Below are 14,602 nucleotides of genomic sequence, written 5' to 3'. Positions count from 1 at the left end.
CTAGAGGCACGTGGTGGTGCGCGAGGACTGCTCGAAAGCCCCGCCGCTAGTGCGAATAAGACACCCTCCAGCGGCGGCTACTACGATTGACTTATATTTTTTGCTGATTAACATCGTAAATCCCCCCAACGAGCGAGAAAAAATACCTCCCTAACGTTAGAGCGCCACCCCTCACCAGTCCACAAAAAGTGATGTATACCACTATCCCCCGCGCTACCCCACTACCCCCGGCCCCACCCCTCTGAGTACCCTAATACCCTATGAGCACCGCCGCAGAAGCCTCCCGCCGCCGCACCTTCGCCGTCATCGCCCACCCGGACGCCGGTAAGTCCACCCTCACCGAGGCCCTGGCCCTGCACGCGCACATGATCGCGGAGGCCGGCGCGGTGCACGGCAAGGCGGGACGCAAGTCCACCGTCTCGGACTGGATGGAGATGGAAAAGGATCGCGGCATTTCCATCGCCTCCTCCGCCCTGCAATTCGAGTACGCCCCGGACGGGCACGAGGGCGAGCCGTACATGATTAACCTGGTGGACACCCCCGGCCACGCGGACTTCTCCGAGGACACCTACCGCGTGCTCATGGCGGTGGACGCGGCGGTCATGCTTATCGACGCCGCCAAGGGCCTCGAGCCGCAGACCCTCCAGCTCTTCCGCGTGTGCAAGGCGCGCGGCCTGCCGATTATCACGGTGATTAATAAGTGGGACCGCGTGGGCCGCTCCCCCCTGGAACTGGTGGACGAGATCGTCTCCGAGATCGGCCTGCAACCCACCCCGCTGTTCTGGCCCGTGGGCGAGGCCGGGGACTTTAGGGGCCTGGCCCGCGTGGAGGAATCCGGCGAGGTGAGCCAATACATTCACTTCACCCGCACCGCAGGCGGGGCCAGCATCGCCCCGGAGGAGTACTTCGACCCCGAGGCCGCCGCCGGGCGCGAGGGGGACGTGTGGGACACCGCCCAGGAGGAAGCGGAACTGCTGGCGGCCGACGGCGCTCTGCACGACCAGGAGCTCTTTGAAAATTGCGAGACCTCCCCGCTAATCTTCGCCTCCGCCATGCTGAACTTTGGCGTACACCAAATCCTCGATACCCTCTGCGCCCTGGCCCCCGCCCCCCGCTCGCGGAACGCCGATGAGAAGGCCGTGGCGGCGTCGGCAAGCGCGATGGATACCCACCGCGAGGTGGCCGACCCGTTCTCCGGGGTGGTGTTCAAGGTGCAGGCGGGTATGGATCGCAATCACCGCGATACGCTGGCCTTTATGCGCGTGGTGTCCGGAGAATTCGAGCGCGGTATGCAGGTCACCCACGCGCAGTCCGGGCGCTCCTTTTCCACCAAGTACGCGCTCACGGTGTTTGGCCGCACCCGCGAGACGGTGGAGACGGCCTTCCCCGGTGACATCGTGGGTCTGGTCAATGCCGGGGCGCTGGCCCCTGGCGATACGATCTTTTCCGGCCGCAAGGTGCAGTACCCGCCCATGCCGCAGTTCGCGCCCGAGCACTTCCGCACCCTGCGCGCGAAGTCCCTGGGCAAGTACAAGCAGTTCCGCAAGGCCCTCGATCAACTCACCGCCGAGGGCGTGGTGCAGATTCTGCGTAACGACGCCCGCGGCGACGCCGCCCCCGTCATGGCTGCGGTGGGCCCCATGCAGTTTGAGGTCATGCAGGCCCGCATGCTCAACGAGTACGGGGTGGAGACGCAGGCCGACCCGGTGCCCTACAAGGTGGCCCGGCGCACCGACGCCGAATCCGCCCCCGGGCTGGGCCGACAGCGCGGCGTGGAGATCTTCACCCGCGCGGACGGGGAACTGGTGGCACTCTTTGGCGATAAGTGGAAACTGGCCTTTGTGCAGCGCGAACACCCCGAGTTCACCCTGGAACCGATGGTGGCGGACGATTAATCATGCGGTGGTTTCGGCGGCGCTCCACCCCACCCCTGCCCCGCGCGCCGCGCGAGGTCGCGGAGGTGCGGGCCGCGCACCTGCACGTACACACGGCGGAGTCCCTGGTTGTGCTCACCACCTCCCCGGCGGCGCTGCGGGAGGCGGGGGAAGCCCTCACGGCGGGCGCGGCGGTGCGCCTTAGCTGCGGGGATGGCCGCCCGGTGACGCTCTTTGAGGGGGATACCAGCCCGGCCCTCGATCCCGATGAGGGCTGGCTCATTCCCCTGCCCCGCCAGGCGCGGGAGTTCGTGTGCGGCCTCCCCGCAGAGCCCGGCGCATGGGAGGTGCCGGGGACGAACGTGGGGGTGGTGGCGGAGTAAGGGGCATAAAAAAGGCTCCCCGGCCATACCGACCTGGGAGCCCTCAGCACTATGAAGTTATCTCTTACTCCTCGAAGCGCTGCACCACGTAGGAGCCGTCCTCGGCCTGGGCGATGCCAATGCCGATCTTGTTCAGCTCGGGGTCAAGCAGGTTCTCGCGGGCACCGGGGTTCTGCAACCACACCTTCAGCACCTCTTCTGCGGTGGGGGCGTTGGTGAACCAGGCGACGTTCTCCACCTCGGTTCCCTCGGCGTGACCCACGATCTGGTTATCGCGCATCTCCTCGGCCCACTGCTGGGCATTCCAGCCAAGGAAGGAATCGTAACGCAGCGCGTCAATGTTGTGCTCGGCGCGGTGCTCGTTCGTAAGATCAAAAATCTCTTGCGCCAGATAGGCCAGCGGAGACTGCTCGCTGGACTGATAAGAATCGCGCGCCGAGGCCTCCTCAGCGCCCGCTACGGCGGTGCCGCTCAGTGCGGCGGCCAGCGCGATTGCGCTGGCCAGGCCCTTGGCTACATAGCTCTTGGTCATGGTCGTAACCCCTTTCATCGGACTCCCTCCCATACTCTATAAGGATCGGCCAGCGCGCGCCATTTTTCGCGTACTGACACGCTTACCTTACTAGAGAAAGTCACACCACACATCATTCTGGGCTATGACACCCTTCACTAATAGCCGCCGTGCGGCTACACTCGGAGGACACGAAATTATTGTTCAACAATCTTCGGAGGAGGGTTCGCCCATGCCCCACATCGACCTCAACGCCGACCTCGGTGAGACCACCGCAGGAAACCCCGTGGCCGATGACGCCGCCATGATCTCGCTCGTCTCCAGCGCCAACGTGGCCTGCGGTTTTCACGCCGGGGATCCTCATTCCATCGCCCGCACCGTGCGCCAGGCGGCGGAGAACCGCGTGACCATCGGCGCGCACGTGGGATACCAGGACGCCCCCGGTTTTGGCCGCCGCTTCATCGACTATGCTCCCGCAGAACTCGCCGATGAGGTGCTTTACCAAATCGGTGCTCTCTCCGCCCTGGCCACCGCACACGGAACCAAAGTCTCCTATGTGAAACCGCACGGAGCGCTCTACAATGCCATCGTTCACCATAAGGAACAGGCCCAGGCGGTCATCAACGGGGTGCGCGCCTTTGGGGATCTCCCCCTCATGCTGCTGCCCGGCGGGGTAGCCGTGGAGATGGCGGAGAAACAGGGCATGACGGTGATCCGCGAGGCCTTTGCCGATCGCGGCTATCACCCCGATGGCACGCTGCTCAGCCGCCGAGAGCCCGGCGCGGTACTGCACAGCGCGGAGGAGGTGCTGACGCGCGTGCGCCAGGTGGCCGCCACGGGCAGCATCACGGCCGTCGATGGCACGGAGGTACCCGTGGACGCGCAATCGGTGTGCGTGCACGGCGATTCCCCCGGCGCGGTGGAGATGACGCAGGCCATCGTGGCGGGCCTGCGCGCGGACGGCGTGACGATCCGCAGCTTTATCTAAGGAGCATGCCGTGAGTACCACAATTCATCGCGTGGGCACCCGCGCCCTGCTGGTGGAGGTGGGGGAACTAGACCTCGCCCTGCGCTGGCACGCCCACCTCAGCAAACACCCGGTGCCGGGCCAGGTGGAACTGATCGCCGCTGCCGCCACCGTGCTGGTGGTCACCGATTCCCCGCGCCACGCCCACCAGGCCGCGCGCCTGCTCGCCGGAGTGGAACCGGAACGGGCCGCCACCGAGGCACCGCGCGAGGTGGAGGTGGAGGTGATCTACGACGGCCCCGACCTCACCGATACCGCAGACCTCCTGGGTATGTCCACCGAGGAACTCATCTCCTGGCATACGGAAACTCCGTGGCGAGCGGCCTTTGGTGGCTTCGCCCCCGGCTTTACCTACTGCGTGCCCAGTGACCCCGCCCGGGCGCGGCGGGTGCCCCGCCTGGACAGCCCGCGCACCCAGGTTCCGCACGGCGCGGTGGGCCTGGCCGATACCTTTTCTGCGGTCTACCCCCGCACCTCCCCCGGCGGGTGGCGGCTGCTGGGTCACTCCCCCACCCCTATGTGGGATTCCGCCGCCACCCCACCCGCGGCGATACGCCCCGGCGATACGGTGCGTTACCGCGCGGTGCGGGAATCCGTGGAGGTTTCCGCCACCACAAACGCTGCCGCAGCAGCCAACACAGCAGCCGAGGCGTCGATAAGCGGGATACACCAGCCCGCGCTCAGGCTGGACGATCCCGGCCTGCTCAGCCTCATTCAGGATCAGGGGCGCGGTGGGCACGGTGACCTCGGCGTGACCGGCTCCGGGGCCGCCGATCGCGCCAGCGCCTATGCCGCCAATAGCGCGGTGGGCAATCCCACCGGCAGCGCGGTGATCGAGAATATCGGCGGGCTGCGCCTGACCACCCTCATCGAGAGCACCGTGGCCGTCACCGGCGCGCAGGCCGAGATCACCATCAACGGCCGCCCGGTGCCCCTGGGCACACCACGCTTGCTTCCGGCCGGGGCCACGCTGAGCATCGGCCCGGCCAGCGCGGGCCAGCGCTCCTACCTCGCCGTGCGCGGCGGGCTGGCCGCGCCGCAGGTGCTGGGCTCGCGTTCTGCGGACGTGCTCTCCGGGCTGGGACCCGCTCCCCTAGAGGCCGGACAAACCCTGCGCGTGCACCCGCATCGCGGCGGGCAAGCCGCGCGGCCCACCGCCAATCCCCTGCGCGTGCGCCCCGGCGAGGTAGCCGTGCTGCGGTGCGTACCGGGCCCGCGCGACCGCTGGTTTGCCGGGGAGTTCTCCGCGCTCACGGAGCAGGAATGGACGGTGACCCCGCGCTCCAATCGCGTGGGTCTGCGCCTCGATGGCACCCCGCTGCGCCGCACCCACGAGGGGGAACTTCCCAGCGAGGGCGTGGTGGCCGGGTGTATTCAGGTGCCGCCCCAGGGCACCCCCGTGGTGTTCCTGCGCGACCACCCCGTCACCGGCGGTTATCCCGTGATCGCCACCGTTATCCCCGAGGATCTTGACCTCGCCGCCCAGTTACCCGCCGGAGCCACGGTGCGCTTCGAGGAGTATGAGGAATATAAAGAGGAGCACGACCATGAGTGAGATTACCCCCCTGACCACCGTTCTCATCGCCAATCGCGGCGAGATCGCCGTGCGCATCGCCCGCGTGGCGGCCGACCTCGGCATGAGGTCCATCGCCGTGTACTCCGACGCGGACGCCGAGGCCCCGCACGCTCTGGCCGCCGATGAGGCCTATCGCCTGCCCGGCACCTCCCCGGCGGAGACGTATCTCAACGCCGCCGCCATCATCGACATCGCCCTGCGCGCGGGCGCGGACTGTATCCACCCCGGATACGGCTTCCTCTCGGAGAACTCCGCCTTTGCCCGCGACGTCATCGCGGCGGGCATGACCTGGATCGGCCCCCGCCCGGAAACCATCGACTCCCTGGGCGACAAGGTCTCCGCACGGCGCATCGCGGAATCCGTGGGCGCGCCCCTTGCACCGGGTACCTCCGATCCCGTGGATTCCTGGGAACAGGCCCGCGACTTTGCCGAGGAACACGGCCTGCCCATCGCCATCAAGGCGGCCTTTGGCGGCGGCGGGCGCGGCCTGAAGGTGGTCTCCGAGGCCAGCGAGATCGAGGATGCCTTCCTCTCCGCCGGGCGCGAGGCCACGGAGGCCTTTGGGCGCGGGGAATGCTTTGTGGAGAAATTCCTCACCAAACCCCGCCACGTGGAGGCCCAGGTGCTGGCGGATAGCCACGGCAATGTGGCCGTGCTGGGCACCCGCGATTGCTCCACGCAGCGGCGCTTCCAAAAACTCGTGGAGGAAGCCCCCGCGCCCTTCCTCACCGAGGAGCAGCGCACCGCGATCGTCGAGGGCGCGCGCGAGGTCTGCCGCGCCGCAGGCTACCTGGGGGCGGGCACGGTGGAGTTCATCGTCTCCGAGGACGGCACCGTCTCCTTCCTGGAGGTCAATACCCGCGTGCAGGTGGAACACCCCGTGACCGAGGCCGTGACCGGCCTGGACATCATCGCGGAGCAGTTCCGCATCGCGGCGGGCCACCCCCTTTCCTTTGACGGCGACCCCACCTCCCACGGGCACGCCTTTGAGTTCCGCATCAATGCCGAGGACGTGGCCCACGGCTTTGTGCCCTGCCCCGGCACCATCACCGCCTTTGAGCCGCCGCTGGGGCCCGGGATCCGCGTGGACACCGGCGTGCGCGCGGGCTTCACCATTCCGGGCGTGTACGATTCCCTGCTGGCCAAGCTGATCGTGTGGGGCCCCACCCGCGAGGTGGCCCTGGTGCGCGCCCGCCGCGCCCTGCGCGAGTTCCGCATCGAGGGCGTGCGCACGGTGCTGCCCTTCCAGCGGGACATCGTGGAGCACCCCGCGCTCATCGGGGACAGCCTGGACATCTACACGGACTGGGTGGATAAGGAATACACCCCCACCTTTGGGGACTCCGCCGAGGCCATCGAGGAGGCCTACACCGAGCGCACCACTGTGACCATCGAGATCGACGGTCGCCTGCACTCCTTGGGACTGCCCGTTCACCTATTCACCAGCGCGGCTCCGGCCGCGCCCGCCGCCTCCGCACAGCCCGGTGCCACGGCGACCACGGGGGTGTCGCAAAGCAGCGGCGACGAGATCCCCTGCCCCTATACCGGCACGCTGGTGGCCTGGAAGGTGGAGGACGGCGCAGAGGTCACCGAGGGGCAGGCCGTGGCCACCGTGGAGGCGATGAAGATGGAATCCAACGTGACCGCGCCGCGCTCCGGTACCATTCATCTCCTAACCTCCCCTGGCGAGGCCGTGGAACGCGGCACCGCCCTGGCTCGGATTGAATAGAGGACACATGAGAGCAGCGCAGGCAGCCTCCGGGCTGCGTCGCGCGATTTCCGCCGGGCGCTACCGCCCCGGCGATCAACTCCGCGAGATTGAGATGACCCAGAAGTTGGGTATTTCCCGCAATACCCTGCGCGAGGCCTTCACCATGCTCGCCGCCGAGGGGCTGGTGGTGCGCGAGCCGAATCGCGGGGTGTTCATCGCCTCCCCCACGTCCGCCGACGTCCGCGCGCTCTACGCCGCGCGCATGATCATCGAACCCGCCGCCCTGCGCTGGGGCGACCGGGTATCGGTGGATGATCTCGACGCCGCCGTGGCCGAGGCGGAGGCTGCTTATCGACGCCACGATCTCCCCCTCGTGGCGGAGGCCAACCAGCGCTTTCATCAGGAGATCGTGGCGGGCTCCGGGGCCTGCCTGCTCACGGAAACGATGCAGCAGATCCTTGCTCAAATGCGGCTGGTGTTTCTTTCCGCCGAGCGCCTGGAACCGGACTTTCACGCGCAGTTCATCGCGAATAACCGGGCGGTGGTCACCGCGCTGCGCGGGGGCGATCACGCGAGCGCTGCGGAACTGCTGCGGGATTCCCTAGCGCGCACCTGCGGGTTGGTGCTGGGGCTTATCTCCTAAGCCCTGGTGCGTTATCCCCACAGCGCGGCCAGGCCGGACAGCGAGTTCCAACCCAAGTAGATGGTGAGCACCCACACCACCGTGCCCAGGATCTTCAACCAGAGCGGGTACGTGTAACCGCGCAGCAGGTCCCCGCGCCGCCAGGTCACCCACAGCACCACCGCGAAGCCCACCGGGAGGATCAGGCCGTTAAACGCACCGGCAAAGATGAGCAGCGTCTGCGGGGCGGAGTTGAGCAGGAAATAGGCCACCGCACACACGGCGATAAAAGCGACGGTGGCCAGGGAACGCACCTTGGCCGGGGTGGACTGGGTGGTCACGAAGCTAATCGAGGTATAGGAGGCCCCGATCACGGAGGTCAGGCCCGCCGCCCAGAGCACCACGCCGAAAAGCCGCAGGCCGATCTCCCCGGCGGCGTGGTAGAAGGCGTCCGCCGCCGTGTTGTCCTTGGCCAGGGTCACGCCCGTGGCCACCACGCCCAGCACCGCCAGGAAAAGCAGCACGCGCATCACGCCGGTGACGATGATCCCCAGCACGGAACCCCTGGTGATGTGGGAGAGGTTTTCCGGCCCGGTGAAGCCGCTATCGATCATGCGGTGGGCACCGGCAAAGGTGATGTATCCGCCCACGGTGCCGCCCACCAGCGTGGTAATCACCAGGAAGTCCACCTCGGCCGGGGCCACGGTGTTCTTTAAGGCCTCCCCCACCGGCGGGGCCGAGGCGATGGCCACGTACAGCATGAGCAGGATCATCAGCGCACCCAGGCCCGCCACGATCCGATCCAGGGCCATGCCCGCGCGCTTGGACAGGAACACCAGCACGGCCACCAGGGCGGATACGGCCCCACCGATCTTGGGGTCCACCCCCAGCATGGCATTGGCTCCCAGCCCGGCCCCGGCGATGTTGCCGATGTTAAACACCAGCCCGCCGGCGAACACGCAGGCCGCCATCACCCAGCCCAGGCCCGGGAGCACGGTATTACCCAGCTCATTGGCGCGCAGGCCCGTCACGCCGAGTACTCGCCACACGTTCATCTGAATGGCCACGTCCACCAGGATGGACACCAGGATGGCAAAGGCAAAGGCAGCGCCCATTTGCACGGTGAACACGCTGGTCTGCGTGAGAAATCCGGGGCCGATGGCGCTGGTGGCCATCAGGAACATCGCCCCGAGAATGGCGGTGCGCCCGGCGCTGTTGCGCGCGCGGGTTTCAGCGCGGGATTCGGCTTTCGATGCGGCGCGGGCGTGGGCCTTCTCCGGTGTTTCGCTCATAGCACTTCCCCTCCTGGTGTGATGTGAGGCATGAGATTGTTGTTGAACAATCTACACAACGCCACGCCACATGTTGCATCGGCCACCCCCGCGTGCTAAAAATAAACCGTCCAGACGGTACAGTTTTAGGAGTGCTTATGAGCGCCACCCAACGATGGAGCAGCCTAGGGGTGCTGATCAGCGCCGTTTTGCTGCTTGTTATTGATTCCACGGTGTTATACCTCGCGGTACCCTCCCTCACCCGCGACCTCGCCCCCACCGCCACGCAGGTGCTGTGGATCGGGGACATTTATTCCCTCGTCCTGGCGGGCCTGCTCGTCACGATGGGCAACCTCGCGGACCGCATTGGCCGCAAGCGCCTCTTGCTCATCGGCAGCGCCGCCTTTGGCGCCGCCTCCCTCTTAGCGGCCTTTGCCCCCACCCCCGAGGTCCTCATCGCCGCCCGCCTCCTGCTGGGCGTGGCCGGAGCCACCGTGATGCCCTCCACGCTCTCCCTTATCCGCAATATCTTCACCGACCCCACCGAGCGCACCCGCGCCATCGCGCTGTGGTCCGCGGCCTCGGCCAGCGGCATTGCGCTCGGCCCGCTCATCGGCGGGGCGCTGCTGGAGCACTTCTGGTGGGGCTCGGTGTTCCTCATCAATATCCCGGTGATCCTGGCCGTGATCGTCCTGGGCGGCTGGCTGCTGCCGGAATCCCGCAACCCTTCCCCCGGCCCCTTTGACCTGGTTTCCAGCGCCCTATCCATGCTGGCGATCATTCCGCTGGTGTACACCGTCAAGAAGATCGCCGGTGGTTCCTTCGGCCTCACCGAGGCCGCGATCCTGGCCCTGGGCCTAATCAGCGGATACCTCTTTATCCGGCGTCAGCGCAGCGTGGCCTCGCCCATGATCGAGGTGGACCTGTTCAAGAACCCGGCCTTTAGCGGCGCGGTGTTGGTGAACCTTATCTCCGTGTTCGCGCTTAGCGGTGCGCTGTTCTTCTATTCCCAGTACCTCCAATTGGGGCGCGAACTCAGCCCCTTCCAGGCGGGCCTGGCGGAACTACCAGTGGCGATCTCCGCCATGCTGGCCGCCGCCTGCGTGGGCTTCCTGCTGACCCGACTGGGACGCGGACGGGCCATCGCGGTGGCCCTGCTCATCGGCGCGGTGGGCCTGACCCTCGTTTCCATCACCGAGGGCGCGGATAATCTGCTCTGGCTAATGCTGGCCACCATGCCGCTGGGCCTGGGCGTGGGCATCGCGGAAACGCTCAGCGTGGACGCTGTAGTCTCCGCCGTGCGCCCGAGCAAGGCCGGGGCGGCCTCCTCCATCGCGGAGACGGCCTACGAACTCGGTGCCGCGCTGGGCATCGCTATTCTCGGCTCGCTCATCACCGTGCTGTACCGCTTCAACCTCGCCCTGCCCACCGATACCGACGCCACCCTGGCCAACCAGGCCGAGGACTCCCTGGCCACCGCGGCACACGTCTTTGACGTCGGCAGCGCCGCGCTGCACGCAGCCCAGGAGGCGTTTGTTTCCGCCATGCAGTCCACCACGCTCGTCGCGGCGGGCATTATGTTGGGTGCTGCGGCCGTAGCCTACTTCCTCATCCCCAACGAGAAAACCGCCGTGACGGCGGAGCACTAACACCACCCCCAGAAAGGACGCCCCACATGGCCCGCACCACCCGCACCCCGGAGGAAACCAGGGAACTCATCCTCCTCGCCGCCGCGCGCCTGGTGCGCCGCCACGGCCCCACCGTTTCCCTGGCGGCCATCGCCAAGGAGGCCCAGGTGTCCAAGGGTGGATTGCTGTATCACTTTCCCAGCAAGAATGACCTGCTGCACGGATTGGTCGAAGACTCTGTGCAGCGCTTCCGTCATGACGTAGAACACGCGGACGCCCAATCCGGGGATACTACCCCCGGACACCTCTGCCGCACCTATATCCGCACCATTTTCGCGGATCTGCACAACCCCGGAGCGCTCCACGATGAACTAGCACTGGCCGCCCACCTGCTCTCCGAGCCGGAACTGCACGAGATCACCCAGCGCGACGCCGCCCTATGGCGCGAGCAATTGCATGCCGACGGCCTCCCCGCGCGCACCGTGCGGCTCATCATCGCCGCCACCGATGGCAGCAGTTCCGGCCCGCTGTGGGGAGCCATTCTTACCCCTGCGGACCTGGAGGAACTGGAGCGCGACCTCCTCGCGCTGACCTACCCGGAGGAGCCCAGGGTGACGTCGTAAAGCGTCCAGGCCCCGAGCACCACCAGGAACACGCCCACCACGTAGCCCGCGATGCGAATGGAGGTCAGCGGGTTCATGCGCGCCCATTCAAAAAGCCGCCCCACCGGGGAATAGGGGTATCGGCGCACCCAGGCCACCGCGAAGGCGCTGAGAATGGGCAGGCTCAGCGCGATGGTGGCGTACACCACCATGCCCAGGTAGCGCTGGGCCACACCAAAGTCCCCCGCCGAGACCACCCCAATGCCCAGATAGAACGGCACGGAGGTGGCCGATTGCACCACGCCGAGCACGAACCCCACCACCGGAGTCATGGCCGCGGGCCCGCGCAGCGGCCCCAACACCCGGCGCACCAGCGCCACGGTGCCCTCCCCGGAACTGCGCGCGGTGGCGATGAGGGAGAACGCGCCAAAGGCCACGAGGACGAGGGCGTAGATCGGGGATTCCAGGGCCGTGGTGATGACGTCGCCCAGGCCGTCGAAAAGCAATAAAACCAGCAGGGCGTACAGGAATACGCCCAACCAATCGCCCAGCACCAGCAGCGTGGCCACCGCACCGAAGCGTCCGCCGCGCGGCAGGAGCACGCCGAGCACCACCAGAACGCCGATGAGCAGGACGTTTACGGAATCGGCCAGGGCCATGGAGGCGGCTTGCAGGATCAACGGTGCTCCTAGCGGTGCTAAACGGGGCGGGTATGCGGCGGGCGGGGCGACGGAGGCGCGCTGCCACCACTGTAATCACCCCGGCAATTACCCCGGCGCGCGGTGCCGTCAGCAGGCATCGCCCCGCAAATCTGCACAGTTCAAGAAAACTTGCACTGGTACAGAATCTTTACATACACTATGCAAAGATTCCTGTTCCCGTTACAGAAAGACCCTCATGTCACGCTTTCTCTACCGGCTCGGCCACCTGGCCTACCGGAAAAAATGGCCCTTCCTCGCCTTCTGGCTGGTGATCCTGGTGGCCCTCGGCGGGCTCGCCGGAGCCTTTACCAAGTCCCCCTCCTCCTCCTTTTCCATTCCCGGCCTCCAGGCCGTGGAAACCCAGGAGCGCATGCAGGAACTCTTCCCCGATTCCGGCGATGCCCTGAGCACCCCCAGCGGCACCGTGGTGCTGCACACCAAGAACGGCGCCACCCTGGACGATCCCCAGGTGGCCGCCCAGATTGAGGAACTCTTCCAGGAGCTCAAGGACACCGGGGCGCTCACCGATACGGACGCCCTGGTCAATCCCGCCCTGGCCGCCCAGGGACTCACCGCGCAGATGACCCCGCAGCTTGAGGCGCAGGGCCTGCCCGCCGAGCAGATCGCGGAGAACATCGCCGCGATCAGCCCCCTAAGCGAGGACGGCACCACCGGCACCGCGAGCGTGACCTTTGCTGCTCCCACCACCCAGGACGTGGATTCCTCCGACCTGGAGGCCGTGGAAAACGCCCTGAAGAACGCCAATAGCGATGACCTTGAGGTCACCTACAACGGCACCGTGTTCAGCGGCGCGGGCGAGATGGACATGACCTCCGAACTCATCGGCCTGGCCGTGGCCGCCGTGGTGCTGCTCATCACCTTTGGTTCCGTGATCGCCGCCGGTATGCCCATCGTCTCCGCCATCATCGGCGTGGGCATCGGCATCCTTGGCGTGCAGTTGGCCACCCTAATCAGCGATGACATCAATGACATGACCCCCACCCTGGCCTCCATGATCGGTCTGGCCGTGGGCATTGATTACGCGCTGTTCATCGCCTCGCGCTTCCGCAACGAGCTGATCGCGCTCATCAAGCGCAAAGACGGCGTTACCGGCGACCTCAGCCCCAAGGAACTCTCCGCACACATCCGCGGGCTTTCCGTGTCCGAACGCGCGCACGCGATGGGCATGGCCACCGGCACGGCCGGCTCCTCGGTGGTCTTTGCCGGCCTGACCGTGCTTATCGCCCTGGCGGCGCTCTCCATCATCAATATCCCCTTCCTCACCTGGATGGCCCTGGCCGCCGCGCTCACCGTGGCCATCGCCGTGTTGATCTCCCTGTCCTTCCTGCCCGCCCTGCTCAGCCTGCTGGGCACCCGCGTATTCGCCGGGCGTATCCCCGGCCCCTCGGTGCCGGACCCGGATAACTCCAAGCCCACGATGGGCCGCCGCTGGGCGCAGCAGGTGGGCAAGCGCCCCTGGCTCTCCCTCATCAGCGGCGTGCTGCTGCTCGGCCTGCTCGCCATTCCCATGGCGAACATGCGCCTGGCCATGCCTACCGACGGCTCCTCCGCGCCCGGCACCCCGCAGCGCGAGGCGTACGAGACGATGTCCGAGGCCTTTGGCCCCGGCCGCAACGCCCCCATGATCGCCCTGGTGGAGGCCGGTGACCTCCCCGAGCAAGACCGTATGCCCGCCTTCGCGCAGGCAGTGGAGCGCTTCAACACCACCGAGGGCGTGGTAAACGCCCAGATCGCGGGCATGAGCGAGGACGGCACCGCCGCCCAGGTCCTCATCACCCCCGCCGGTGGAGCCACGGACGAATCCACCTCCACGACCCTGACCGAACTGCGCGAGGCCGAGGCGGACTTCCGCGAGCAGACCGGCGCTAGCTACGGCATCACCGGCTCCACCCCGATCTTCGATGACATGTCCGACCGCCTCTCCGAGGTGCTGCTGCCCTACATCGCCATCGTGCTCACCCTGGCGTTCCTGGTGCTGATGATCGTGTTCCGCTCCGTGTGGGTACCGCTGATCGCCGCCCTGGGCTTTGGCCTCTCCGTGGCCGCCACCTTTGGCGTGACGGTGGCCATCTTCCAGGAGGGCTGGCTGGGCATCATCAGCGATCCGCAGCCGCTGCTGAGCTTCCTGCCCATCATGCTCATCGGCCTGGTCTTTGGCCTGGCGATGGACTACCAGGTGTTCCTGGTCACCCGCATGCGCGAGGACTACCACCACGGCATGAGCGCCGCCGAGGCCACGGAGAGCGGCTTCCGCCACGGGGCGCGCGTGGTCACCGCCGCCGCTCTCATCATGATGTCCGTGTTCGCGGCCTTCATCATGCAGGACGCCGCCTTCATCAAGACGATGGGCTTTGCCCTGGCCGCCGCCGTATTCTTTGACGCCTTTGTGGTACGCATGATGATCATTCCAGCCACCATGTACCTGCTGGGCGATCGCGCCTGGAAGATCCCCGGCTGGTTGGATCGAATCCTGCCTAATGTGGACGTGGAGGGCGCGGCGCTGACCTCCATCCGGGAGCAGTCCGCCGGTGACGCTGCGGCTAGTGCTGCGAGCGCTGCCGGTGCAGAAACGGCTGGTACCGGCACCACCGCCGCTACCGCCACCAGCGCTGGCACCACCGCCGACACCACCGCCGGATCGACCACGGAAACTACGGAAAGCAAGTAAGAAAGCA

Annotated in this window: 12 protein-coding genes; 9 read left to right on the top strand and 3 right to left on the bottom strand. The window is 67.0% G+C overall.

The features are described 5' to 3' along the window. The first annotated feature begins 260 nt into the window (after positions 1–260). Both OLW90_RS03630 and OLW90_RS03625 read left to right on the top strand, forming a co-directional pair. The gene (locus tag OLW90_RS03630; RefSeq protein ID WP_319651401.1) at positions 261–1,895 is read left to right on the top strand and encodes a peptide chain release factor 3; all 1,635 of its coding nucleotides are present in this window, start codon (positions 261–263) and stop codon (positions 1,893–1,895) included. A gap of 2 nt (positions 1,896–1,897) precedes the next feature. After that, the gene (locus tag OLW90_RS03625) at positions 1,898–2,257 is read left to right on the top strand and encodes a hypothetical protein (RefSeq protein WP_319651400.1); all 360 of its coding nucleotides are present in this window, start codon (positions 1,898–1,900) and stop codon (positions 2,255–2,257) included. 64 nt (positions 2,258–2,321) lie between these two features. On the opposite strand, the gene OLW90_RS03620 is transcribed toward OLW90_RS03625, so the two are convergent. After that, on the bottom strand, positions 2,322–2,789 hold the full coding sequence (locus OLW90_RS03620) for a CAP domain-containing protein (RefSeq protein WP_319651399.1): 468 nt from the start codon (positions 2,787–2,789) through the stop codon (positions 2,322–2,324). A 211-nt stretch (positions 2,790–3,000) separates the two neighbouring features. On the opposite strand from OLW90_RS03620, the gene OLW90_RS03615 reads away from it, so the two are divergent. From OLW90_RS03615 to OLW90_RS03600, 4 genes are read left to right on the top strand one after another with little or no spacing between them, the layout of a single operon-like run. Continuing rightward, positions 3,001–3,756 carry a 5-oxoprolinase subunit PxpA gene (locus tag OLW90_RS03615; RefSeq protein ID WP_319651398.1) on the top strand — a complete coding sequence of 252 codons (756 nt, stop codon included), beginning with the start codon at positions 3,001–3,003 and terminating at the stop codon, positions 3,754–3,756. Positions 3,757–3,766: 10 nt separating this feature from the next. Next, entirely contained in the window at positions 3,767–5,350 is a 1,584-nt protein-coding gene (locus tag OLW90_RS03610) for a carboxyltransferase domain-containing protein (RefSeq protein ID WP_319651397.1), read from the top strand. Continuing rightward, a complete protein-coding gene (locus OLW90_RS03605; RefSeq protein WP_319651396.1) occupies positions 5,343–7,100 on the top strand; it encodes an acetyl/propionyl/methylcrotonyl-CoA carboxylase subunit alpha in 1,758 nt (585 codons plus the stop codon). Before OLW90_RS03610 ends, OLW90_RS03605 begins: the two co-directional genes overlap by 8 nt. Before the next feature lie 7 nt (positions 7,101–7,107). Next, a complete protein-coding gene (locus OLW90_RS03600) occupies positions 7,108–7,725 on the top strand; it encodes a GntR family transcriptional regulator (RefSeq protein ID WP_319651395.1) in 618 nt (205 codons plus the stop codon). Between the two features lie 11 nt (positions 7,726–7,736). Here OLW90_RS03600 and OLW90_RS03595 read toward each other — a convergent pair whose 3' ends face one another. Then, entirely contained in the window at positions 7,737–8,996 is a 1,260-nt protein-coding gene (locus OLW90_RS03595) for an NRAMP family divalent metal transporter (protein WP_319651394.1), read from the bottom strand. A gap of 137 nt (positions 8,997–9,133) precedes the next feature. Here OLW90_RS03595 and OLW90_RS03590 point away from each other — a divergent pair, with 137 nt between their 5' ends. Then, positions 9,134–10,624 carry an MFS transporter gene (locus tag OLW90_RS03590; RefSeq protein ID WP_319651393.1) on the top strand — a complete coding sequence of 497 codons (1,491 nt, stop codon included), beginning with the start codon at positions 9,134–9,136 and terminating at the stop codon, positions 10,622–10,624. 26 nt (positions 10,625–10,650) lie between these two features. Continuing rightward, positions 10,651–11,226: a TetR/AcrR family transcriptional regulator gene (locus OLW90_RS03585; protein WP_319651392.1), complete on the top strand. Its 576-nt coding sequence runs from the start codon at positions 10,651–10,653 to the stop codon at positions 11,224–11,226. Here the strand turns inward: OLW90_RS03585 and OLW90_RS03580 are convergent. Continuing rightward, positions 11,196–11,885: a hypothetical protein gene (locus tag OLW90_RS03580; protein ID WP_319651391.1), complete on the bottom strand. Its 690-nt coding sequence runs from the start codon at positions 11,883–11,885 to the stop codon at positions 11,196–11,198. The two genes, OLW90_RS03585 and OLW90_RS03580, sit on opposite strands and share 31 nt — an antisense overlap. Positions 11,886–12,102: 217 nt before the next feature. Between OLW90_RS03580 and OLW90_RS03575 the strand changes: the two genes are divergently transcribed. Continuing rightward, positions 12,103–14,595, top strand: a complete 2,493-nt coding sequence (locus OLW90_RS03575; protein ID WP_319651390.1) for an MMPL family transporter — start codon at positions 12,103–12,105, stop codon at positions 14,593–14,595. The last annotated feature ends 7 nt before the right edge of the window (positions 14,596–14,602 follow it).

This window comes from Corynebacterium sp. 21KM1197 (genome assembly GCF_033783015.1).
Lineage (GTDB): Bacteria > Actinomycetota > Actinomycetes > Mycobacteriales > Mycobacteriaceae > Corynebacterium.
The sequence above is the reverse complement of the archived record's forward strand: the minus strand, read 5'-3'. Positions and strand labels throughout refer to the sequence as shown.

Bases quoted from the DNA above. Each gene is read 5' to 3' on its own strand.
- OLW90_RS03585 (WP_319651392.1), top strand. From the start codon at position 10,651: ATGGCCCGCACCACCCGCACCCCGGAGGAAACCAGGGAACTCATCCTC.
- OLW90_RS03615 (WP_319651398.1), top strand. From the start codon at position 3,001: ATGCCCCACATCGACCTCAACGCCGACCTCGGTGAGACCACCGCAGGA.
- OLW90_RS03605 (WP_319651396.1), top strand. From the start codon at position 5,343: ATGAGTGAGATTACCCCCCTGACCACCGTTCTCATCGCCAATCGCGGC.
- OLW90_RS03600 (WP_319651395.1), top strand. From the start codon at position 7,108: ATGAGAGCAGCGCAGGCAGCCTCCGGGCTGCGTCGCGCGATTTCCGCC.
- OLW90_RS03620 (WP_319651399.1), bottom strand. From the start codon at position 2,789: ATGACCAAGAGCTATGTAGCCAAGGGCCTGGCCAGCGCAATCGCGCTG.
- OLW90_RS03590 (WP_319651393.1), top strand. From the start codon at position 9,134: ATGAGCGCCACCCAACGATGGAGCAGCCTAGGGGTGCTGATCAGCGCC.
- OLW90_RS03595 (WP_319651394.1), bottom strand. From the start codon at position 8,996: ATGAGCGAAACACCGGAGAAGGCCCACGCCCGCGCCGCATCGAAAGCC.
- OLW90_RS03575 (WP_319651390.1), top strand. From the start codon at position 12,103: ATGTCACGCTTTCTCTACCGGCTCGGCCACCTGGCCTACCGGAAAAAA.
- OLW90_RS03630 (WP_319651401.1), top strand. From the start codon at position 261: ATGAGCACCGCCGCAGAAGCCTCCCGCCGCCGCACCTTCGCCGTCATC.
- OLW90_RS03625 (WP_319651400.1), top strand. From the start codon at position 1,898: ATGCGGTGGTTTCGGCGGCGCTCCACCCCACCCCTGCCCCGCGCGCCG.